At 68.1% G+C, this 21,557-nt stretch carries 22 protein-coding genes; 9 read left to right on the top strand and 13 right to left on the bottom strand.

Going from position 1 to position 21,557, the window contains the following annotated elements; genetic code table 11:
- Positions 1-72: 72 nt before the first annotated feature.
- Positions 73-1,086: an AI-2E family transporter gene (locus tag ACT54R_RS12505; protein ID WP_168456922.1), complete on the top strand. Its 1,014-nt coding sequence runs from the start codon at positions 73-75 to the stop codon at positions 1,084-1,086.
- Between the two features lie 15 nt (positions 1,087-1,101).
- Here the strand turns inward: ACT54R_RS12505 and ACT54R_RS12500 are convergent, their stop codons facing one another.
- Both ACT54R_RS12500 and queF read right to left on the bottom strand, forming a co-directional pair.
- Positions 1,102-2,112 carry a DUF1835 domain-containing protein gene (locus tag ACT54R_RS12500; protein WP_476326746.1) on the bottom strand — a complete coding sequence of 337 codons (1,011 nt, stop codon included), beginning with the start codon at positions 2,110-2,112 and terminating at the stop codon, positions 1,102-1,104.
- Positions 2,113-2,212: 100 nt separating this feature from the next.
- Positions 2,213-2,665, bottom strand: a complete 453-nt coding sequence (gene queF, locus ACT54R_RS12495) for a preQ(1) synthase (protein WP_476326744.1) — start codon at positions 2,663-2,665, stop codon at positions 2,213-2,215.
- 286 nt (positions 2,666-2,951) lie between these two features.
- Between queF and eno the strand changes: the two genes are divergently transcribed.
- Complete coding sequence (gene eno, locus ACT54R_RS12490; RefSeq protein WP_029558344.1) at positions 2,952-4,235, top strand: phosphopyruvate hydratase; 1,284 nt, start codon at positions 2,952-2,954, stop codon at positions 4,233-4,235.
- 97 nt (positions 4,236-4,332) lie between these two features.
- Here the strand turns inward: eno and ACT54R_RS12485 are convergent, their stop codons facing one another.
- The 5 genes from ACT54R_RS12485 to ACT54R_RS12465 all read right to left on the bottom strand — a co-directional run bounded on the left by ACT54R_RS12485 (position 4,333) and on the right by ACT54R_RS12465 (position 8,230).
- On the bottom strand, positions 4,333-5,370 hold the full coding sequence (locus tag ACT54R_RS12485; protein WP_476326742.1) for a 3-hydroxyacyl-CoA dehydrogenase NAD-binding domain-containing protein: 1,038 nt from the start codon (positions 5,368-5,370) through the stop codon (positions 4,333-4,335).
- A gap of 102 nt (positions 5,371-5,472) precedes the next feature.
- A complete protein-coding gene (locus ACT54R_RS12480) occupies positions 5,473-6,144 on the bottom strand; it encodes a MarC family protein (protein WP_476326740.1) in 672 nt (223 codons plus the stop codon).
- Positions 6,145-6,177: 33 nt separating this feature from the next.
- Positions 6,178-6,927, bottom strand: a complete 750-nt coding sequence (locus ACT54R_RS12475; protein ID WP_168456926.1) for an arginyltransferase — start codon at positions 6,925-6,927, stop codon at positions 6,178-6,180.
- A 79-nt stretch (positions 6,928-7,006) separates the two neighbouring features.
- Entirely contained in the window at positions 7,007-7,546 is a 540-nt protein-coding gene (locus ACT54R_RS12470) for an RDD family protein (RefSeq protein WP_476326738.1), read from the bottom strand.
- A gap of 315 nt (positions 7,547-7,861) precedes the next feature.
- A complete protein-coding gene (locus ACT54R_RS12465) occupies positions 7,862-8,230 on the bottom strand; it encodes a response regulator (RefSeq protein ID WP_024279231.1) in 369 nt (122 codons plus the stop codon).
- Positions 8,231-8,342: 112 nt separating this feature from the next.
- Between ACT54R_RS12465 and ACT54R_RS12460 the strand changes: the two genes are divergently transcribed.
- From ACT54R_RS12460 to ACT54R_RS12450, 3 genes are all read left to right on the top strand, one after another.
- Complete coding sequence (locus tag ACT54R_RS12460; protein ID WP_476326736.1) at positions 8,343-8,669, top strand: DUF3572 domain-containing protein; 327 nt, start codon at positions 8,343-8,345, stop codon at positions 8,667-8,669.
- Positions 8,670-8,693: 24 nt separating this feature from the next.
- Positions 8,694-9,995, top strand: coding sequence for a DNA polymerase IV (locus ACT54R_RS12455; RefSeq protein WP_476326734.1), 1,302 nt, complete (start codon positions 8,694-8,696; stop codon positions 9,993-9,995).
- An 84-nt stretch (positions 9,996-10,079) separates the two neighbouring features.
- Positions 10,080-10,520, top strand: a complete 441-nt coding sequence (locus tag ACT54R_RS12450) for a type II toxin-antitoxin system HicB family antitoxin (protein ID WP_476326732.1) — start codon at positions 10,080-10,082, stop codon at positions 10,518-10,520.
- Here the strand turns inward: ACT54R_RS12450 and ACT54R_RS12445 are convergent.
- The gene (locus ACT54R_RS12445; RefSeq protein WP_476326730.1) at positions 10,496-11,419 is read right to left on the bottom strand and encodes an SH3 domain-containing protein; all 924 of its coding nucleotides are present in this window, start codon (positions 11,417-11,419) and stop codon (positions 10,496-10,498) included. The genes ACT54R_RS12450 and ACT54R_RS12445 overlap by 25 nt on opposite strands.
- Positions 11,420-11,801: 382 nt before the next feature.
- Between ACT54R_RS12445 and ACT54R_RS12440 the strand changes: the two genes are divergently transcribed.
- A complete protein-coding gene (locus ACT54R_RS12440) occupies positions 11,802-12,290 on the top strand; it encodes a hypothetical protein (RefSeq protein ID WP_476326728.1) in 489 nt (162 codons plus the stop codon).
- A 4-nt stretch (positions 12,291-12,294) separates the two neighbouring features.
- Here the strand turns inward: ACT54R_RS12440 and ACT54R_RS12435 are convergent, their stop codons facing one another.
- Positions 12,295-14,130: an extracellular solute-binding protein gene (locus tag ACT54R_RS12435; RefSeq protein WP_476326726.1), complete on the bottom strand. Its 1,836-nt coding sequence runs from the start codon at positions 14,128-14,130 to the stop codon at positions 12,295-12,297.
- Positions 14,131-14,450: 320 nt separating this feature from the next.
- Between ACT54R_RS12435 and ACT54R_RS12430 the strand changes: the two genes are divergently transcribed.
- Complete coding sequence (locus ACT54R_RS12430; RefSeq protein WP_168456933.1) at positions 14,451-15,260, top strand: invasion associated locus B family protein; 810 nt, start codon at positions 14,451-14,453, stop codon at positions 15,258-15,260.
- A gap of 197 nt (positions 15,261-15,457) precedes the next feature.
- Here the strand turns inward: ACT54R_RS12430 and ACT54R_RS12425 are convergent, their stop codons facing one another.
- Both ACT54R_RS12425 and ACT54R_RS12420 read right to left on the bottom strand, forming a co-directional pair.
- A complete protein-coding gene (locus ACT54R_RS12425) occupies positions 15,458-16,078 on the bottom strand; it encodes a GNAT family N-acetyltransferase (protein ID WP_476326724.1) in 621 nt (206 codons plus the stop codon).
- A gap of 262 nt (positions 16,079-16,340) precedes the next feature.
- Entirely contained in the window at positions 16,341-17,615 is a 1,275-nt protein-coding gene (locus ACT54R_RS12420) for a glycerate kinase type-2 family protein (RefSeq protein ID WP_476326722.1), read from the bottom strand.
- A 181-nt stretch (positions 17,616-17,796) separates the two neighbouring features.
- Between ACT54R_RS12420 and ACT54R_RS12415 the strand changes: the two genes are divergently transcribed.
- Positions 17,797-18,717 carry a methyltransferase domain-containing protein gene (locus ACT54R_RS12415; RefSeq protein ID WP_476326720.1) on the top strand — a complete coding sequence of 307 codons (921 nt, stop codon included), beginning with the start codon at positions 17,797-17,799 and terminating at the stop codon, positions 18,715-18,717.
- Positions 18,718-18,794: 77 nt separating this feature from the next.
- A complete protein-coding gene (locus ACT54R_RS12410) occupies positions 18,795-19,268 on the top strand; it encodes an acyl-CoA thioesterase (RefSeq protein ID WP_476326718.1) in 474 nt (157 codons plus the stop codon).
- 77 nt (positions 19,269-19,345) lie between these two features.
- On the opposite strand, the gene phbB is transcribed toward ACT54R_RS12410, so the two are convergent.
- Both phbB and ACT54R_RS12400 read right to left on the bottom strand, forming a co-directional pair.
- Positions 19,346-20,068 (bottom strand): acetoacetyl-CoA reductase, encoded by a 723-nt coding sequence (phbB, locus tag ACT54R_RS12405; RefSeq protein ID WP_168456938.1) that lies wholly within the window; start codon positions 20,066-20,068, stop codon positions 19,346-19,348.
- 220 nt (positions 20,069-20,288) lie between these two features.
- On the bottom strand, positions 20,289-21,467 hold the full coding sequence (locus tag ACT54R_RS12400) for an acetyl-CoA C-acetyltransferase (RefSeq protein ID WP_168456939.1): 1,179 nt from the start codon (positions 21,465-21,467) through the stop codon (positions 20,289-20,291).
- Positions 21,468-21,557: the final 90 nt, after the last annotated feature.

The raw sequence follows: 21,557 nt of genomic DNA, 5'->3' as shown, positions 1-21,557 counted from the left end.
ACGGTGCGGCCGTCACGGTTTCGCGGTATGAAGCCGTAGTCGCGTCGAACGTCGGCGTGCATCGGGGGCAGCATGATTTCTGACCGGGATGTGGCACGCCGTGTTGCCATCGCGTGCATCGTCATCGCGCTGGCCTGGCTCTCCTGGAAGATTTACGACGTCATCCTTCAGGTGTTCGCCGCCTGCCTCGTCTCGCTCGCGCTCCACGCGCTCGCCGAGCCCTTCGCCAAGTGGACGCGCTTCCCGGAGCGGTTTGCGGTGATCCCCGTCGGGATCCTCGTCTTCGGCGGGCTCGGGCTCGCGCTCTATCTGTTCGGCTCCACCATCCAGACCCAGGTGACGCAGCTGGTGAACGAGCTGCCCACGGCCTGGACCGCCTTCGAGCAGCGCTTTCACCTCGAGGGGATGAGCGACGACCTTCTGAAGCGCGCGGAAGCGGCGGCGCCATCCGGCGAAACCGTTCTCTCCTTCGTGCAGGGGTTCACGTCCAACCTGTTCCAGGTGGTGCTGGGCACTTTCCTCGTGGTGGTCGGCGGCATCTATTTCGCCGTCTCCCCGGAAATGTATCGCCGCATGTTCCTGTCCCTGTGGCGACCGTCCGAGCGGCCGGCGGCGGCACGACAGCTTGCCCTGGTGTCGGAGGATCTGCGGCACTTTCTGAAGGCGCAGCTCATCGCCATGGTGGTGGTGGGCGTACTCACCTTCATCGGCCTCACGGTCGTGGGCGTGCCCTCCTCGCTGGCGCTCGCCTTGTTCGCCGGCCTTGCCGAATTCGTGCCGATGATCGGGCCGGTGATGGCCGCCGCCCCGGCGGTGCTGATCGCGCTGACCATGGGCGCGGACACCGGCCTGTGGACGCTGCTCGTCTTCGTGGGCGTTCAGCAGGCGGAGAGCAACATCATTACGCCGCTCCTCCAGCAGCGCATGGTGTCGCTGCCGCCGGCGGTGACGCTGTTCGCGGTGGTGGCGTTCGGCAGCATCTTCGGCGCGCTGGGCGTGGTGCTGGCGACGCCGCTGACGGTGGTCGCCTTCGCGGCCTTCAAGGCCCACAGCGAGCAGGTCGCCGAGGAAGACGCCGCGGCCTGAGCCGCGCCGCGCCCTTCAGTTCGGCAGCACCAGCCGCCCCGCCGCCCGGTCGTAGCGCCACATGGCGCCAGCGCAGATGCGCGTGCCGCCGAGGTGGCGCTCCACGGCGTTGTTGGCGGCATGGTCGAAGGCCCCCTTGAGCGCCGCGGCGCCGGCGGGGGTCAGGGCCACCTCGGCCGCGGCATAGGCCCGGTAGGTGCGTTCCGCCGCCCCATCCTCTCCTGGCGTGAAGCTCAGGCTCGGCGCGTCGCTGGAGCGGAAAGGCAGGCCGGTCACGAGCGGCTCGTGGGCGAAGGCGAGCCCGTCGAGGCGCAGGAAAAACGGAAGGTCGGCCAGGAACTGCGCCTGATCCATGGAATGGACGGCAGCATAGAGGTGCGCCACTTTCATCGGTCCGCTCACCAGATGGCTTAGCATCCGCTCTTCCGTCAGCGACAGGCCGCTGCCCGGTGCCGGCAGCTCGCAAACGAGGCGGGTGAGGGCGGGCGCGAGGTGCGGCAGCGCCTCATGCGGGCGCTCGAGGAACGTGGAGAGCGGCCGTGGCGTCGGCGCGGTGAACGCCGCCCAGGCCTCGCGGGCGGTCTCCATCTGGAGATGGGTGACGGGCGCGCGCCGGGCCTCAAGGGCGCGCAGGTCCTCCGGCTCCATCACAGCGAGGTAGTGGGACGCCTGAACGAGGCTGACCCCCATGCGCTCGGGCTCATGAGCGAGGTAGTCGAGGATCTGGATCAGCTGGAGCTGGTCGTAGAGATCGTGCTCGAACCACAACTCGACCTCGCCATAGGCCGAATGCACCTCCATCTGCGCGTCGCGATGGGCGAAATCGGCCCTCACCTCGTCGAACGGGAGACCGAGGGCGGAGGAGAGGAAATCGGCCCGCACGTCGGAGACGTCGTCGAGCAGGGTGGCGGCGGGCACCGGCCCGTCATGCAGCATGTCCCGCCAGGGGATGATGTGGCCCTTGATCCCCGCCTCGCGCAGCCGCTCGGCCGCGCTGTCGCCATTGGTCACGATGAGCTTCGGCATGCTGATGCCCTCGGGTTGGCACGCGCTGCGTGGCTCCCCGGCCCGCAGCGGCGTCGTTCATCCCCCCGGCGGCCGTCTGGTGCGACCGTCAGACCCAGCTTCACCCGCGACCACGATAGGGCGCAACCCCCGTGTCGGGGAGCCATGCGCCCTCGGGCAGCTTTCCGGTCTGCCAGAACACGTCGATGGGAATGCCGCCGCGCGGATACCAATAGCCGGCGATGCGCAGGAAGCGCGGCTCCAGCAGGGTCACCAGCCGCTTGCCCACCGCAACCGTGCAATCCTCGTGGAACGCGCCATGGTTGCGGAAGCTGGCGAGATAGAGCTTGAGCGACTTGGACTCCACGAGGTGGAGGTTCGGCACGTAGTCGATGACGAGGTGGGCGAAGTCCGGCTGGCCCGTCACTGGGCAGAGCGAGGTGAATTCGGGGCAGGTGAAGCGCGCCACGTAATCGGCATCGGGGTGGGGATTGGGCACGCGGTCGAGCACCGCCTCCTCGGGGGACGGGGGCAGGGCGCTCTGGGCGCCGAGCTGCAACGGGCGGTCGGTCATCACGCTTCCTTGGGAATGGATCGGCGGCATAGCTTTCGGGCCGGCAATGTTCAACCGCCGTCGGGCGGTTTTGCGACCGATCACCTCTTTGCGATCAAGCCCCTTCGCATAAGCGAAGGTTCGCGCTAGAAGCACGGCGCCTGGAGGGCGCCTCGCCTTCCATTCCCGGGGGCGGGCGAGGTTGAAGGGTGAGGGGGTCCGTCACGGCCCCGAAGGCAGCCATCTGGCCGCCGCCGCTCGCTGCCGCTGGATATCAAGGCGCGGGACACCAAGGGAAGGGACCTTCATGACCGCCATCGTGGATATCATCGGCCGCGAGATTCTCGACAGCCGCGGCAATCCCACCGTCGAGGTGGACGTGGTGCTGGAAGACGGCTCCCTCGGCCGCGCTGCGGTCCCCTCCGGCGCCTCCACCGGCGCCCATGAGGCGGTCGAGCTGCGCGACGGCGACAAGAGCCGCTATCTCGGCAAGGGCGTGTCCAAGGCCGTGGACGCTGTGAACGGCGAGATCTTCGACGCCGTGGGCGGCTATGAGGCCGAGGACCAGGCCCACATCGACGCCGTGCTGCTCGGCCTCGACGGCACCCCCAACAAGGCCCGCCTCGGCGCCAACGCCATCCTCGGCGTGTCGCTGGCGGTGGCCAAGGCCGCTGCGCAGGCGAGCGGCCTCTCGCTCTACCGCTATGTGGGCGGCGTGAACGCCCGCGTGCTGCCGGTGCCGATGATGAACATCGTCAATGGCGGCGCCCACGCGGACAACCCCATCGACTTCCAGGAATTCATGATCCTGCCCGCCGGCGCCTCCTCTTTCGCGGAAGGCCTGCGCTGGGGCGCGGAGATCTTCCACACGCTGAAGAGCGGCCTGAAGAGCGCCGGCCACAACACCAACGTGGGCGACGAGGGCGGCTTCGCCCCCAACCTCGCCTCCGCCGAGGCGGCGCTGGACTTCGTGATGGGCGCCATCGAGAAGGCCGGCTTCAAGCCCGGCGACGACGTGTTCATCGGCCTCGACTGCGCCTCCACCGAGTTCTTCAAGGACGGCGCCTATCACTATGAGGGCGAGGGCAAGGTGCGCGACATCGAGGCCCAGGTGAAGTATCTGGCGCAGCTCGTCGCCGGCTATCCCATCGTCACCATCGAGGACGGCATGGCCGAGGACGACTGGGCCGGCTGGAAGCTCCTCACCGACACCATCGGCTCCAAGTGCCAGCTGGTGGGCGACGACCTCTTCGTCACCAATGTCGAGCGCCTCTCGCGCGGCATCAAGGACGGCGTGGGCAACGCCATCCTCGTCAAGGTGAACCAGATCGGCTCCCTGACCGAGACGCTGGATGCGGTGGAAATGGCCCACAAGGCCGGCTATCGCGCCGTCATGTCCCACCGCTCGGGCGAGACCGAGGATTCCACCATCGCCGATCTCGCGGTGGCCACCAATTGCGGGCAGATCAAGACCGGCTCGCTGGCCCGCTCGGACCGCACCGCCAAGTACAACCAGCTGCTGCGCATCGAGCAGGAACTGGGCGACTCGGCCCGCTACGCCGGCAAGGCCGCGATCAAGTCGCTGGCCTGATTTCTCCGTGCCGCGCGGGTGCGCGGCGGGTGAGGACGGAAACAGGAAAGGCCGCCGCGGGCTCGGGCTCGCGGCGGCCTTTCTTTTTCGGCTCCCGTCAGTCGTCGCCGCGCACGGCGATGGGGTCGCTGTCGGGGAAACTTTCCTCCAGCGCCTCATCCAGCCGCGCGCTGATCGCGGCCTGTTCGTCGCGCACATCGGCGGCGTGCTTGAGGGCGACGATCTGGGTGAGCAGCGCGTCCCGGCGCTGCGCCAGATCGGTCATGGAGCGGCCGGCGGCCTCGGCCTCCACGCCGGCCACCAGAGCGGCCTGAAGCTCCGGCGTCATGGCCGGGGCGCCGAGGTCGTCCCACCACGTCTCAACCGCCGGCAGCAGATGGTGCATGAACTGGCCGAGCCCGCCCGCGCCGCCGCCCAGATGGAAGGTCATGTGCTGGCCCATCAGCGCCCAGCGCAGGCCCGGCCCCTCGGACACGGCGGCGTCGATATCCTCCACCGAGGCGACACCCTCCGCCACCAGATGGATGGCCTCGCGCCACAGCGCCGCCTGCAGGCGGTTCGCCACATGGCCGGGCACTTCCTTGCGGATCTCGATGGGGTGCTTGCCGAGCCAGCGGTAGAAGGCCATGGCCCGCATGATGGCGGCGCGGCTCGCGTGCGCGCCGCCCACCACCTCCACCAGCGGGATGAGGTGGGGCGGGTTGAAGGGATGGCCGATGAGGCAGCGTTCGCGGTGGCGGCAGCCTTCGGAGATGCGGCTCGCCAGAAGGCCGGAGGAGGAGGAGGCGATCACCACCTCCGGCGGCAGCACCGCGTCGAGGGCGGGAAACAGTTTCTGTTTCACCTCGTAGCGCTCGGGCGCGTTCTCCTGCACGAAATCGGCGCCGTCAACCGCCGCCACCGGGTCCGGCTCGAAGCGCCAGGCGGTGGGGTCGATCCAGCTTTCGCCACCGAGCTGGGAGAGCACCGGCCATGCCCCGGAAATCAGCGCCTGCGTCGCCTCGCGGGCGCCGGGGGCGGGATCGCTCACCACCACCTCCAGCCCGCGTGACAGGAACAGAGCGGCCCAGCTGGCCCCGATGGTCCCGGCCCCGATCACGGCGACGCGGCGGATGGGGGGATTGAGATGGGACATGGCGCAGCTCCGGAGCGGCAGGGGAGGAGCACCGTTCTAGCAGCTCGCCGCTCGGCGCTGCACCGCCACCCGGGGATGGCAGAATTGTCCGAGCGCCTGTCCTCAGCGCGGCAGTTGGGTGATAAGCGCTTCCACGCCCAGCCAGATGATCTGAACGCCGATGGCGAACAGGATGAAGGCGAACAGGCGCACGAGCACATTTGTGCCGGTCTTCCCCAGCACCCGCTCCAGGGTGGGCGCCTCGCGGAAGGAGAAATAGACCGTCAGCGACACCGCAATAAGCCCCGCCAGCGCGCCGAGAACGGTGGAGAGCTGGAACAGCGGGTCGGTCTTCCAGGTGGGCGTGTGGCCGGCGGCGAGAGCGACGGTCGCGGCGATGGAGCCCGGACCGACCGTGAGAGGCAAGGTGAGGGGATAAAAGGCCTCGTCCTGTGCCCGCGCCTCGTCCAGCTCCACGCCCTCCGCCTTGCCGGGAGCATTGTCGTCCTCGTGCAGGATGTTCCAGCCCACTACCGCGACCACCAGCCCGCCGGCGATCCGCAGCACGGGGAGCGAAATGCCGAAGAACAGCAGGATCTGCGCGCCGATGGCCAGCGACCCGAACAGCAGCAGGAAGCCGTAGATCGCCACGCTGCGGGCAATGCGCTCACGCACCTGCGGCGAGCAGCGGCGCACGAATGTCAGGAATATGGGCGCCGTGCCGAGCGGGTTAACGATCGGGAAAAGCGCCGCGAAGACGGTGATGAAGATATTGACCGCGTTGGTCAGATGCATTCGGCACCCCCATGCCGCGCGCGTGGCCCGGGCCTAGTCCTCGATGCGCTCCCAGCCTTGCGGCGAGAGGCGCTCCTGCGGCAGGAAGCGCCGCTTGTAGTCCATCTTTCGCGACCCCTGCACCCAATAGCCGAGATAGACGTAAGGCAGGCCCATCTGCCGTGCCCGCGTTACATGATCGAGGATCAGGTAGGTGCCGAGCGAGCGGTCCTGCGCCAGCGGATTGTAGAAGGAATAGACCATGGAGAGGCCGTCGGAGAGGATGTCGGTGAGCGCCACCGCCATCAGGTCTCCGGTGCCGCGCTCAAGGATGCGGCTGTCCGGGCCGCGCTTGCGATATTCGACGAGGCGGGTGTGGACGTGGGTGTCCTCCACCATCATGGCGTAGTCGAGCACGCTCATGTCCGCCATGCCGCCGGTGCCGTGGCGGGAGGTCACGTAGGTGCGGAAGAGGCTGTATTGCTCGGAGGTGGGCGTGGGCGGCTTCACCTGCCCCACGATGTCGGCGTTCGCAGCCTTCACCCGCCGGAAGCTGCGGCTCTCCACGAAGTCGGCCACGCAGATGCGGACCGACACGCACGCCTTGCAGCCCTCGCAGGCAGGACGATAGGCAATGGACTGGCTGCGGCGGAAGCCGCCTTGCGTCAGAACGTCGTTCAGCGCAGCCGCGCGGTCGCCGACGAGGTGGGTGAACACCTTCCGCTCCTCCCTGCCCGGGAGATAGGGGCAGGGGGAGGGCGCCGTCAGATAGAATTGCGGTGTGTCGCGGGGGTGCTCACTCACGGGGATCTGGCCTCTGAACCGAGATCATCGCGCCTGCATGCAGGCCCGTCAAAGGCGCAGTCGCCAGGAGGGTGAAATTTCAGCGGATGCGGCGCAGCGCCTCGGCGCGATCGGCGCTGTTGATGACAACCGTGCCGCAGAGAAAATCGTGCAGCAGCCGGCGCCTGTCGTTGAACAGGCCCACGAGGAGGACGAACGGCGTCAGCACCGAGATCGAGACCCAGAAGCACACCGCGCGCACGCCGCCCAGCAGCGCGTAGCAGGGCGCGCCGTACCAGGTGCGCACCTCGATCTCCATGAGTCGCATGCCGAGGGTGGCCGAGGACGGCGAGCCGAGGGTGAAGGCGTAATAGGCGACGGCCCACAGGATGAAGACAGGCCCGATCAGCCAGAACAGCAGCCAGCCGAGGCCCAGGGTTACGATGCCGAATACGAACACGAAGACGCCGAACAGCAACACCGGCCCGATCACCATCAGCGCATCCACCAGGAAGGCGATGATGCGGCGGGACAGGACGCCCTCGAACAGCTCGGGCTGCGTCACCGGATCAAACGCGTGCGGCCGATAGGCGATGTCGGTATCGGCAGGCTCGCGGGACGTGTCGCCGGTGTAGCTCATGGCAATGCAACTCCTTCAGCACGAAACGTGGTGACGAAGCGCGGGCGACGCAAGAGGAGCCGTAGGGGGAGAGACGCAGCGGGTAGGCTGGCCGGCGGGGAGCGGGCGGGGAGGCCTCCCGCGACGCTCACCCACCGGCCAAACCCCACGGACCCAGGAGATGCGGCGGACCTGAGCACTCCGTAGGGTTGTCTGGCAGCGAAAGGGCGTCTGGACCGGCATGGCCGTCCGCGCACCTTCCGCCTCGCATCTGGAAGCCACGAAGACTAGCACAACGGGGCGAAAGGAAAAGCCGGTGATTCGGCCGTCCCCACCTCAGCCGCCGGTATACTGGCGCACCGTCTCGAGGAAGCGCGCCACCGAAATGGGCTTGGAGAGATAGGCTTCGCATCCGCCGGCGCGGATGCGTTCCTCGTCGCCTTTCATGGCGAAGGCGGTGACGGCCACCACGGGGATGGCGCGCAATTCCGGATCGGCCTTCAGCTTGCGGGTGACATCGAGGCCGGAAATCTCTGGCAGCTGGATGTCCATGATGATGAGGTCCGGCCGGTTGGCACGGGCCAGCTCCACCGCCTCGACGCCGGAGCGCGTTTCCACCGTGCGATAGCCGTGCGCCTCCAGGAGATCGTGGAAGAGCTTCATGTTCAGCTCGTTGTCCTCCACGATCATCACCGTCTTGGTCATCGCGTCCCCCGAGCCCAGCCCGACTTCGCCGCATCCTGCCACCCTTCGCAGCACGCGGCGAACGTGCTGGAATGCCGCCGACAGCTAGACCCCAATCCTTGCGGAAGCGCAAATGCCCATTCAGGACAAACCAAGGGGCCTCAAGGCCCAGCGTGAGGCGGCGCAGGAGGTGGCGGTGTCCGCCCTCTCCTTCATCGCCGCCGATGGCGAGCGCCTCGTGCGATTCCTTGCCGAAACCGGCCTCACCCCCGCCAGCCTGCGCGAGGCCGCCGGGCGGCGCGATTTCGGCGCCGGCGTGCTCGCCTTCGTCATCGCCGACGAGCCGCTTCTCCTGGCCTTTGCCGCCGAAAAGGGGCTGGACCCGCGCCATGTGGCGGCGGCCCACGAGATCCTCTCGCCGCCGATCGATCCGGACGCGATCGTCCGCCGTCCCATGTAGCCGACGGCACCGCCCCCTGAAGCCATGACCACGCCCGGCCTCTGCCGCGACTGCCTTTCCGACGTTCCCGACGCTGCCGGGTCGCGCGGCCTGCGGTGCGTCGCGTGCGGCAGCCCGCGCGTGGTGCGCCATGGCGAACTGCACAGCCTCAGCGTCGCCCATGTGGATTGCGACGCCTTCTATGCGGCGGTGGAAAAACGGGACAATCCGGACCTCGCCCACGTTCCGCTGATCATCGGCGGCGGCAAGCGCGGGGTGGTCTCCACTGCTTGCTATATCGCCCGCATCCACGGCGTGCGATCGGCCATGCCCATGTTCAAGGCGCTGGCCCTCTGCCCGGATGCGGTAGTGCTGAAGCCCAACATGGAGAAATACGTGAAGGTCGGCCGGGAGGTCCGCGCCCGCATGAAGGCGCTGACCCCCCTGGTGGAGCCGCTTTCCATCGACGAGGCCTTCCTCGATCTCTCGGGCACGCAGGCCCTGCATCAGGCGAGCCCAGCGCGCACGCTGGCGCGCTTTGCCCGCGACGTGGAGCGCGAGGTGGGCATCACCGTCTCGGTGGGGCTCGCGGCCAACAAGTTTCTCGCCAAGATCGCCTCGGACCTCGACAAGCCGCGCGGCTTCTCGGTGATCGGGCAGAGCGAGGCGGCCGAATTTCTGGCGCCGCGACCCGTCACCTTCATCTGGGGGGTGGGGGCGGCCTTCGGCGGCAAGCTGGCGCGGGACGGCTTCTCCACCATCGGCGATCTCCAGCGCGCCGACCCCACCGACCTCGCCCGCCGCTACGGCGCCGAGGGCTTGCGGCTCTCGCGCCTCGCCTTGGGCCTCGACACGCGCAAGGTGGAGCCGGAGCGGGAGGCCAAGAGCGTGTCCGCCGAAACCACCTTCGACCGCGACATCGGCGCCCTCAGGCCTCTGGAGCAGACACTCTATGCCCTCTCCGAGGAAGTCAGCGACCGCCTCAAGCGTGCCGGCATCGCCGGGCGCTCCGTGACGCTGAAACTCAAGACCGCCGATTTCCGCCTGCGCACCCGCTCGCGGACCTTGGAGGCGCCGACCTGCCTTGCCGCCCGCATCAACGCGGCCGCCCACGAACTGCTGGTCAAGGAGACGGACGGAACGCTCTTCCGGCTGATCGGCGTCGGCGTGTCCGACCTCGGCCCCATCGAAGATGCCGACCCCGCCGACCTGGTGGACACCACCAGCCAGCGCCTCAAAGCCACCGAGACCGCCATGGACGCGTTGCGCGCCAAGTTCGGCCGCGGCGCCGTTTCCCGCGGCATCCTGCTCGACGCCACCACCGATCGCCGCACCAAGAAGAGGTGACGGGTCGCCCATCCCGTCCTCCGCCGGCTGCGCGGCGGAACGCGGAAGGCTCCCTTGCGCTTTCCTCTTCCAGGAGGACGCACCATGAACCACGTGATCGGCATCGTCCGAGAGGAAGAAGGCGGATTTCGCCTGAGTTTCCCGGATTTTCCCGGGCTTCGGGCGGATGGCGATACGCTTGCCGCGGCCGTGGGCCAGGCGGCCGAAGTGCTGGCAGAGGAAATTGCCGGCAGGGATGCCCCAAGCCCCGCTCCGATCAACACGGACATGCTCGACACTGGCCAGCCCGACTGGATGGGGCGGGGCATCGCCGTCCTTGTGCCATTGCCGCTTCGCGCAGCCTTGTCGCAGGCGAACGAGGCCGGCGACACTTTGCCGGGCGGTGTCTTACCGGCTGAAGGGCAGGTGCCCCTCAGCGGTCGGGTGTCACCGGAAGAAGTACCGACCGACAAGGCCAAGGCTGTCGCGCGGCAGGAAACCGAGGGGGGAAATGCGGGGTCTCAGCGGTCCACGGACGATTTATAGACCCAGCCACGCTTGTCGCCGGCCGAGACCTCGCACCAGCTCTTGCACGAATAGAGCTTCACCTTCGTGCCGCCTTCGAGCGTACCAATGGCCGAGGCCGAGCGGCGTGGGCCGGAGCGCAGCGTGACCGCCGAACGGATGCGTGCGGATGTGGCGGCGTCATCGTCGGATGCTGCGGCGTCGGCGGATGCCATTTTCACAGGCCGGGGCGCCGGCAGCGGCGCGGCGGCCTCGGGCGGGGTGCCTTCGGCCACTGTCTCCGCAGCGCTTGCCGGGAGGGTGTCCTCATCCGTCTCGCCCAGGGGTTCAAGGAAGGCTGGCCGGGAAAAGTCGGCGGCCGTCGGCCCCGCCTCGGTCGGAATGGGGGCGGCCGCTTCTCCACCTCCACCGAGAAGGGAGGCGACTTTCATGGCGGACTGGCCGTGCCCTGCGTCGGCGATGCGCTTCGGTTGAGCGGGCGTCGCGGGCTTCGTCACCGATGTCGCGGCCGCGGCGGCAGGGGGGGAAACGGGGGTGGCAAAGGGGGCAGCTGGCGTCGGCTGGATTGGGATCGCCGCAGTCTGGGACGTGTCGGAGCGTGGGGAAACAAGATTGTAAGCCAGCAAACCACCCATCCCGAGGATGAGCGCCGCCGCGGATACGCCGAGCACCCGCCACAGCATGAGCCCGTCGCGGCGTTTGGAACTGCGGCGGGGGCGGCTACCGGCACCGATGCGGGCCGGAACGGTCGGGCGCTGGTTCTGCGCGGTCTCTGTACGATAGCGCATCGGGTATTCGGGGCGGGTGGCCTCGAATTCATCCCGGCTACGCGCCGCAAGTCCAGGGCGAGCCATCGAATTCACCTCCCAACGGAGCCCCTCTTGCCAGAACTGGCGGGGGCCGGCGTTGAAGACACTCACGGACGAACCATCCCCTGACCCGATGGTCCCTGCCGAACTCCTTGTATTCACCGCGATTTTTGGATTTCGCGGCGGTTGCCGGCGCATTCGGCGCCAAGCGGCGTGCATCCTCACGCCATTTCGCAGTTGCGACCAAGTACAGCGGACCAAGTATTGCCGCAAGGTACTACCGCAATCCAACGCGCCGGAGCTTCTTCGCCAATTGCGGCCGATATTTGCCCTTGCGGCATAACGTGCTGCGTTGCGAAGGCGCTGTCCAGCCCAAGCCCGATGTTTTTGCGCATCTCCAAACTGGCTGCCGACGCATGCCGAGCCGCAAAGACGGTGCGTGCGGAAAGCTTGACCTTGCGGCATCATGATCCAGCACAGCGAGGGGGCAGACATGTTCGACCCGACCACACTCACCGGCCTGCACACCTGGATCAGCCTGATCGCCATCGTTCTCGGCATCCCGGTTACACGCGCCTTGATGCGGGGCGAGCGCGCGGGGGCAGGGCTCACCGCAGCCTTCCTCGCCCTCGCATTCCTGACGAGCGCGACGGGCTTCCTGTTTCCCTTCGCCGGCGTGAAGCCATCCCATGTGGTGGGGGCCATCGCCATCGTGGTGGTGTTCGTCGCGGCCTACGCGCTCTACGGCGCCGGCCGCGCGGGCATCTGGCGCGGGATCTATTCGGGCACCGCGGTGGCGAGCCTCTATTTCCTCGTCTTCGTCGCCGTCGCCCAGGCGTTTGCCAAGGTGCCCGCCCTCGCCGCCCTTGCGCCAACCCAATCGGAGTCGCCGTTCGCCATCGCGCAAGGGATCGTGCTTCTGGCCTTCGTGATCGTCGGAACACTCGCCGTGCGCGCCCGGCCCGCCGCCGTGCTTGCCTGACGGTCTATTTGCCCGGCACCCGCCACCACGTTTCCGGTAGCGTGCCGTAGAGCGAGGCCCGCTCCGGCCGGGCGATGCGCGTCCAGCGCGCGAGCCATTGGCCGGGGGTGTGGAACAGCGGCACCGCATAGGCGCCGGAGATCAGCACCCGGTCCAGCGCCCGCGCTGCCGCGACATACGCCTCCTCGTCCCGCGCGGCGATGAGGGCGGCGATGGTGGCGTCGATGGCCGGCGCCTTCGCGCCCATGTAGTTGCGGCTCCCCGGCGTATCGGCGGCGGCGGCGCCGAAATAGAAGGCCTGCTCGTTGCCGGGAGACAGGGATTGCGACCAGGCATAGGGCATCAGGTCGAAATCATAGGCCTGCCGGCGGGTATCGAACTGCACCGCATCCACATTGCGGACGTTGAGGGTGATGCCGGCCCGTTTCAGTTGCGCCTGCCAGGCGAGGGCGAGGCGCTCCTGATCGCGCGTGACCACCATGAGTTCCAGCGCGAACGGCCGTCCGCTCCCCGCCTCCACCAGCGCGCCCTTGCGCAGCACGAAGCCGGCCTGCCCGAGAAGGTCGAGCGCGGTCTTGAGCCGGGCGCGGTCGCGGCCCGAGCCATCCGACACCGGCGGCCGGTAGGTGCCCGCGAGCACGTCGGGCACCACCGAGCCGGGGAAGGGGGCGAGGAGCGCCCGTTCGCGGGCATCGGCGGGACGTCCGAGGCTGGAGAGCGCCGATCCTTCGAAAAAGCTGCCGGTCCGCCGGTAGAGGCCGTGGTAGAAATTGCGGTCCAGCCATTCGAAATCAAACAGCTCGATGAGCGCCCGACGCACCCGGATGTCTGCCAGCAGCGGGCGACGTGTGTTGAAGACGAAGGCGGAATAGGGCTTGGGAATGCCGGTGGGGATGGTCTCCTTCACCACCTCGCCGCTGCGGACGGCGGGAAAATCATAGGCCGTTTCCCAGCGGCCGGGATCGCTCTCGAAGCGGGCGTCGATGAGGCCTTTGCGAAAGGCCTCGAACTCGCTGTTGGCATCACGGAAATAGACGACATCGACGCGGTCGAAATTGTAGAGGCCGCGATTGAAGCCGACGTTCCCGCCCCAATAGTCGGGATTGCGCTCCAGCGTCAGCGACGCACCGGCATTGACGTTGGTGACGCGATAGGGACCGGAGCCGAGGACCGGCGCGAGAGTGGTTTCCTCGAACCGCGCCCGGTCCGTCGCCTCCGCGCTGAAGACAGGCATGAGCCCCATGATGAGCGGCAGCTCGGGGTCCGGCTCGGCGAAGGTGAAGCGCACGGTATGCGCGTCCGGCGCCTCCGCCTTGGCGATCTTCCCGTAATAGAGACGATGGTTCGGGCGGCCCATGTCGCGCATCAGGGCGAACGAAAACAGCACGTCCGCGCTGGTCAGCGCGCGGCCATCGGAGAAGCGCGCCGCCGGATCGAGGCCGAATTCGACGTAGGAGCGCTTTTCGTCGGTCGAAACGGTGCGGGCGATCAGCGGATAGAGGGTGAAGGGCTCGTCGAGCGAGCGGGCCATCAGGCTCTCGGTCACCATGCCGCGAAGGAGGGCGGGGGAAGTGCCCTTGACGATGAAGGGGTTGAGGCTGTCGAACGTGCCAAGCAGCGAGAGCGTCAGCCGACCGCCCTTGGGGGCGGCGGGATTGGCGTAAGCGAGAGACGTGAAGCCGGAAGCCAGCGCGGGCTGTCCCCGCATTGCGATGGCGGATGCCTTGTCAAGCGCCTGTGCCTTTGCCCCATCGGCACCGCCGAAGGTCAACAGCAGGAGCGCGCCGAGGAGGGCGCCCATCCGCGTCGGGCGCGCGGCTTTTCCGCAGCCGGTCATCATGGCGCCTCCGACGCATCATCGCTTCTCACAAATCCAAGCATAGCAAGGCGGGCTCATGATTCGAATTGGGATGATCCGGCGCTTGCAGGCGGCGTTGTGTCAGCATATCCCGTGGGTTGGAGAACGCGCCGTCAGTTGGCCGCAATCCTCGGCAATCTAGCGCGCGCCAACAGATCCGAAGATGACGGCCGGTTTGTCACCTTCTCGCCTCAATTGGGCAGGAGAGAGCCGGTGTCCGAGAGGGGGCGCGGGGTGCTCCGGCGTGCGCGTGCGCCTGTGCATGCGGGAGCCCGGCGGCAGAGACCACAGGAAAGGCCACGATGACGAAGACCCATTCCACCGCGCGGCTTACGGCGTCCGTCGCCGCCACGCTGCTCACTGTGGCGCTCGCTGGTCCGGCCTTTGCCCAGACCCAGCCCTCCACGACCCAGCCGGCGAAGCCCGCGGCTCCTGCCAAGCCCGCGGCCCCTGCGGCTGCCCCCGCCGCCAAGCCTGCCGCTCCCGCTGCTGCTGCTCCGGCTGGCGCCCCCCAGCAGGGTCAGGCGCAGCCCCAGGGTGAGGCCGACGTGAAGTTCTCCGCCTCGCCGTGGCAGAAGATCTGCCAGGAAGTGCCTGAGCGGAAGAAGCAGGTCTGCGTTCTCACCCAGGTGCTCGGCGTCGAGAGCCAGGCGATCGCCAAGGTCGACATCATCGAGATGCAGGACGAGCCCAAGAAGCACGTCAACATCTCCGTGCCGCTCGGCATGCGCCTGCAGCCCGGCCTGCGCATTACCCTCGACAAGGATCCGGTGAACATCCCGTTCGTGCTGTGCCAGCCCATCCAGGGCGGCGGCGCGACCTGCATCGGTGACCTCGAGGTCGACGGCACCTTCGTCGCCAAGCTGCGCAAGGCCAATGCGGTCTATCTGCAGATGGTGAACGGCACCGGCCGCACCCTGAGCCTGCCCATCTCCAACGCCGACTTCGGCAAGGCCTATGACGGCCCCGGCATGGACGCGAAGGTGGCCATGGAGCTGGAGCGCAAGCGCATGGAAGAAGCCCGTGCCGCCGCCCAGCAGCAGGAAGAACAGAGCAAGGCCGCCCTCCTCAAGAAGGGCCAGGAACTGGAGAAGGCCAAGACGGGCCAGTGATGACGGGCCAGTGATGACGGGCCAGTGATGACGGGCCAGTGATCTCCGGCCAATAATTTCCAGCCTGTGATGTCCGGCCGGAGCAATCCGGCCGGGGTCTGGCTGAAACGAAAAACCCCCGGCAATGCCGGGGGTTTTTGTTTGCCGGCCCTCCTGCGAGGAGGGCCGGGTCTCACGTCCGGGGCAGACGGGTCAGATCACTGCGGCTCCAGCACGGGCTCGGCGGCAGCGGGAAGAAGAAGGTCGAGCAGCCGCCCGGTGGCGAGGCGCTGGGCCTGAAGCACGGCACCGGCCATGCCCTGAGCATCAGCCGCGGCTTCCTGCGCCAGAGAGAGCGCGGTGGGGAAGGGCGCGACAAGTTCCGCCGTCACCTCGTCGTGCTCGAACTTCAGCTCCGCGTCGTACTTGCGGGCAATCTGCTGCATGCGCCGGTTATGGGCGAGGCAGCTCATGAACAGCGAGCGGATGCCGCGGTTGCGCGCGGTGAGAATCACCCGGTCGAGCAGCAGGGTACCGAGGCCGTGGTTCTGGTATTCGGTCTCGACGCTGAAGGCGGCTTCCGCCTCGCCGGGCAGCACGTCGCCCATGGGATAGAGTTCGGCAGCGGCACGCAGCTCGCCGTCGACGAAGCAGCCATGCACGATGGCTCCGGTGCGGAACACACGCGACGCATAGCGTTCAATGAATTCGGGGGATACTGCGGAGCCGAATCTGAACCGGCGGCTCTCCGTATCGAGCCTGAGGAGATGGTCCCGGAACTGTCCGGCCTCTCCGGTCCAAAGCTTCCGGATGATCCCCGGCGCGACCTCATCGGTCATAGTGGTCTCCAGACTGGCGTCTAAAACCTCCGGTTTCCTCCCGGTCGCCCCCGGTTTGTTCGTGGCCCTCAAACTATGTGCAGCGCAGCAAAGGTCAATAGGGCTGACGTTGACCAATACGGCAAAGCCATGCCGATTTGGAGGCTTCAGCCCTCAGGGTTTTGATTTAGCTCAATTAAATTGAGCCATGCGCCAGCCGCAGCTCTGCTGCGCTGCAACAGGCGCGTGCACGCATACGCCCGCCGCAATCGGTTTGCTGGTGTCACCGCACCAGAATCGCGCGAAAGTCGTTGACGTTGGTCAGCGTCGGCCCCGTCATCACCAGGCGGTCGAGGGCCGAGAAGAAGCTGTAGCCGTCATTGTTGGCGAGGTAGTCGTCCGGCTTCAGCCCGCGCGCAGCGGCATCGGCGAGCAGCGCGGCGTCGAACCAGGCGCCGGCATTGTCCTCGGTGCCGTCCACGCCGTCCGTGTCGCAGGAGATGGCTGAGACGCCCTCCCGCCCCTTGAGCGCGATGGCGAGGGCAAGCAGGAATTCCACGCTGCGGCCGCCCCGGCCCTTGCCGCGCACCGTCACCGTGGTCTCGCCGCCGGACAGCAGCACGCAGGGGGCAGCCGCGGGAAGGCCGTGCTCCGAGGCGGAACGGGCGATGCCGGCGAAGACATGGCCGGCCTCACGCGCCTCCCCCTCGATGGCATCGCCGAGGATCAGCGGGGTGAGGCCGAGCGCTTTCGCCTTTTCCTCGGCCGCCTTCAGCGCCATTAGGGGCGTCGCGATCATATGGACGTCCTGGCCGGGGATGGCCTCGCCCGAGACCGTATTGGCGCGGATCACCTGCTCCAGCTTGTCGGTGATCTCGATGCCCCAGGTCCGCATCAGGCCCAGCACGGCTTCCGGATCGGAGGCCTCGGGAATGGTCGGGCCGGAGCCGATGGCCGCGGGATCGTCGCCGGGCACGTCGGAGATGAGGTAGGTCACGGCCCGCGCCGGCGCGATGGCGGCGGCGAGGCGGCCGCCCTTGATGGCCGACATGGACTTGCGCACCCGGTTCATCACCCCGATGGGCGCGCCGGACTTGAGCAATGCCGAATTGAGCGCCTGCTTGTCGGCCAGCGTCAGCCCCTCGGCCGGAAGGGTGAGCAGGGAGGAGGCGCCGCCCGACATGAGGCACACCACGAGGTCCTCCGGCCCGGCGCTACGCGCCAGCTCCAGGATGCGGCGGGCGGCATCGAGCCCGGCCTGATCGGGCACCGGATGGGCGGCCTCGACGATCTCGATGTGTTTCGTCTCGCAGCCATGGCCGTAGCGCGTCACGATGAGGCCTTCGCAGGGGCGGCCCCATTCCTCCTCAAACGCGCGGGCCATGCGGGCAGAGGCCTTGCCGGCGCCGATGACGATGGTGCGGCCGCCCTTGGCGGCGTCGGGCGGGGCGGGAAGGCGGTCCCTGAACTTGCCTTCCGGCAGAGCGGCGGCAAGGGCGGTCTCGAACAGCGCGAGCAGGATCTCCCTGTCGGAGGCAGTGCCGGTCGCCTTATCCATACGCGCTCTCCCGTCCGCTTGTGCGAAAGTCTTATAGGTTCCGTGGCCTGTAGCGGCTCGAAGGGCGCCGATCAATAAGCGCGGCGGGAAAGGCAGCTTTCCCGTGACGGCGGGAAACACTGGGGCAGACATGCCGCAGCGGAGACCGTCGCAGCGTGCATCCGGCGCGGCGAACGCCTATATGCGGGCCATGAGACCTGCCTCCGAAACCGCGCCCCACCTCGTTTTCGATCGCCCCCTGCTGCGCCGGCGCCTCGCCCGTGCGGCGGCGCTTGGGCCGGAAACCTTCCTGCTGGAGCGGGCAGCGGAGGATGTCGCGGATCGGCTTTCGGCCGTGAAACGGACCTTCGCCACCGCCGTGGACCTCGGCACGCCGACGGCCGCGCTGGCGAACGCCCTTTCCGGTCACCCGGCCGTGGCGCGACTGATCCGGGCGGCGCCGCTGGCCCGCGGTCCTGTTCCGCCTGCCGTCGTCGCAGACGAGGAGGCCCTGCCGTTCGCGCCGGGCAGCCTCGATCTGGTGCTTTCGGCCTTGGCGCTGCAATCGGTGAACGATCTGCCGGGCGTGCTGGCGCAGGTGCGCCGGGCGCTCAAGCCGGATGGGCTGTTCATGGCCGCGCTGCTGGGCGGGAGCAGCCTCACCGAACTCCGGCAGGCCTTCGCCATCGCCGAGAGCGAGACCACGGGCGGCCTCTCGCCTCGGGTCGCGCCGTTCGCCGATGTGCGCGACCTCGGCGCCTTGCTGCAGCGGGCGGGGTTCGCCCTGCCGGTGACGGACGTGGACCGCGTGGTGGTGCGCTATTCCTCGCCCTTCACCCTGTTCGCGGACTTGCGGCGGATGGGCGGGGCCAATGCGCTCAACGAACGCCGCCGCGTGCCGCTGCGCCGGGCGACGCTGCTGCGCGCGGCGGAAGTCTATGCCGAGCGCTTCGCCGATCCCGACGGCAAGGTGCGGGCGACGTTCGAGATCGTGTTCCTGTCCGGCTGGGCGCCGCACGAGAGCCAGCAGAAGCCGCTGCGCCCCGGCACCGCGCGCATGCGCCTCGCGGACGCGCTCAAGGTGCCCGAACAGCCGCTGCCGCCCGGCGACGAGCCGGGCTGAGGCCGCGCTCGGTTTGCCCCTTGGCCTCGCCCACCCCGCGCCTCTAAATGGCGGCGGATGCGATTGGGGAGGCTGGAATGAGCGGTGGGGCAGGGACGGGTGCAGGAGGAGGCACGGCTGCACGCGAGACGCCGGTGACGATCGACGGCTTCAAGCACATTCTGCCGATCACGACCCGATGGATGGACGTGGACGTCTACGGCCACGTGAACAACGTGGTCTATTATTCCTACTTCGACACGGTGGTGAACGAGCAACTGGTCTCAGCCGGGCTGCTGGACCCGCAGACAAGCCCCGTCATCGGCCTCGTGGTGGAGACCCGCTGCACCTATTTCCGCAGCCTCACCTATCCGGCCCCGGTGAAGGCGGGCATGCGGGTGACGAAGCTTGGATCGTCCTCGGTGCGCTACCAGATCGCCCTGTTTCAGGGTGACGACCCAAGCGCGGCGGCGCAGGGGCATTTCGTTCATGTCTATGTGGAGCGGGAGACCCAGCGGCCGGTGCCGATTCCGGAGCCGGTGCGGGCCCTGCTGCAGACGCTGGTGGTCTGATACGAGCGATGGCCTTAAATGCACACGGCCCGCGTCCGGGAAGGACGCGGGCCGTTTTGCGTCGCCGGGTGGCGCGATCAGCAGATGTACTGCGCGCCGTTCACGGTCATGGTCGAGCCGGTGATGAAGCCGGCGTCGTCGGAGGTGAGAAACACCACGCAGCGGGCGATGTCTTCCGGCTCGCCGAGGCGGCCGACCGGGATGGTCGCCACGATCTTGGCCAAAGCCTCGGCAGGCACCGCGCGCACCATTTCGGTGGCGATGTAGCCGGGGGCGATGGCGTTCACCGTGATGCCGAGCTTCGCGGTTTCCTGCGCCAGCGCCTTCACGAAGCCGATCTCGCCGGCCTTGGCGGCCGAATAATTGGTCTGGCCGAACTGCCCCTTCTGCCCGTTGATGGACGAGATGCAGACGATGCGGCCGAACTTGCGGTCGCGCATGCCCTCGATGAGGTTGCGCGTCATGTTGAAGGCGGAGTTAAGGTTGGTGTTGATCACCGCGTTCCACTGCTCAAGCGACATCTTGTGCAGCTGGCCGTCGCGGGTGATGCCGGCGTTATTGACCAGGATTTCGATTGGGCCGACCTCGGCTTCCACCTTGGCAAGGCCGGCCTTGCAGGCCTCGAAGTCGGACACGTCCCACTTGTAGGCGGGAATGCCGGTCTTTTCGGTGAAGGCCTTGGCGGCCTCCTCATTGCCCGCGAAATTGGCGACGACCGTCCGACCGGCGGCCTTCAGCGCCACCGAGATCGCTTCGCCGATTCCCCGTGTGCCGCCCGTGACCAATGCGACGCGTCCCATGGTTTCCCTCCTTCACTTAACGCTATTGGCTCGACCTGAAGACTCCCCACCCAGCCGAAGCGGGTCGAGCCACGCTCGGGCGGTGTGTAGCAAGTCCATATTTCCGTTCGGAAACGGAGGGCCGCGATCCGACGTCGCGGCCCTTTGGGGACGGGGTAGCCTGGGGCGCGGCTACCCGTCCGGCTGCCTGAACCGCGGAGCGGCTCAGGCGTGCGCGGGCTCAGTCGCGCGCGAGGCACATGGCGATGCCCATGCCGCCGCCGATGCAGAGGGTGGCGAGGCCCTTCTTGGCGTCGCGCTTCTGCATCTCGTGCAGCAGGGTCACTAGGATGCGGGTGCCCGAGGCACCGATCGGGTGGCCGATGGCGATGGCGCCGCCGTTCACATTGACCTTGGAGGTATCCCAGCCGAGGCTCTTGTTGACGGCGATGGCCTGGGCGGCGAACGCCTCGTTGGCCTCGACGAGATCGAGGTCGTCCTTGGACCAGCCGGCCTTTTCCAGCGCCAGCTTGGACGCCGGGATCGGGCCCGTGCCCATCACCGACGGATCAACGCCGGCCTGCGCCCAGGAGACGATGCGGGCGAGCGGGGTCTTGCCCTCGGCCTTGGCCTTGGCGGCGCTCATGAGCACCACGGCGGCGGCGCCGTCATTGATGCCGGAGGCATTGCCGGCGGTCACCGTGCCATCCTTCGCGAAGGCGGGCTTCAGCTTCTGCATGGCCTCGAGGCTGGCGCCGTGACGGATGTACTCGTCCTGGTCCACCACCACGTCGCCCTTGCGGGTGGAAATGGTCACGGGGACGATCTCATCCTTGAACTTGCCGCCCTTCTGGGCCGCCTCGGCCTTGTTCTGGGAGGCGACGGCGAACTCGTCCTGCTCGGCGCGCGTGATCTGGAATTCCTTGGCCACGTTCTCGGCGGTCACGCCCATGTGGTAGCCGTTGAACGCGTCCCACAGGCCGTCCTTGATCATGGTGTCGGCGAAGTCGGCATTGCCCATGCGCACGCCGTTGCGCAGGTGCGCGGCGTGGGTGGACTGGCTCATGGATTCCTGGCCGCCGGCCACCACGACCTCGCTGTCGCCGTTGGCGATGGCCTGGGCGCCGAGCGCGACGGAGCGCAGGCCCGAGCCGCACACCATCTGCACCTCGTAGGCGGGGGCGCCGATGGGCACGCCGGCCTTGAGGGACGCCTGGCGGGCCGGGTTCTGGCCCTGGGCGGCGGTGAGCACCTGGCCCAGAATCACTTCGCTGACGGCCTCCGGCGCCACGCCGGCCCGCTCAAGGGCGGCCTTGATGGCGATCGCGCCAAGCTCATGCGCGGGAAGTGCGCCGAGCGCGCCGTTGAACGACCCGACAGGGGTGCGCGCGGCTGCAACGATAACGACCTCGTCCTTCATGGAAGTCTCTCCTGGGAAGATCGGGCGGGTGGCTCCGCGCCTCTTTGCCGAATGGCGAGTGGGGAAGGCTTGACCTCTATCGTGTCCGGG

The sequence above is a fragment of the Xanthobacter sp. DMC47 genome (genome assembly GCF_056313845.1).
The sequence above is the reverse complement of the archived record's forward strand: the minus strand, read 5'-3'. Positions and strand labels throughout refer to the sequence as shown.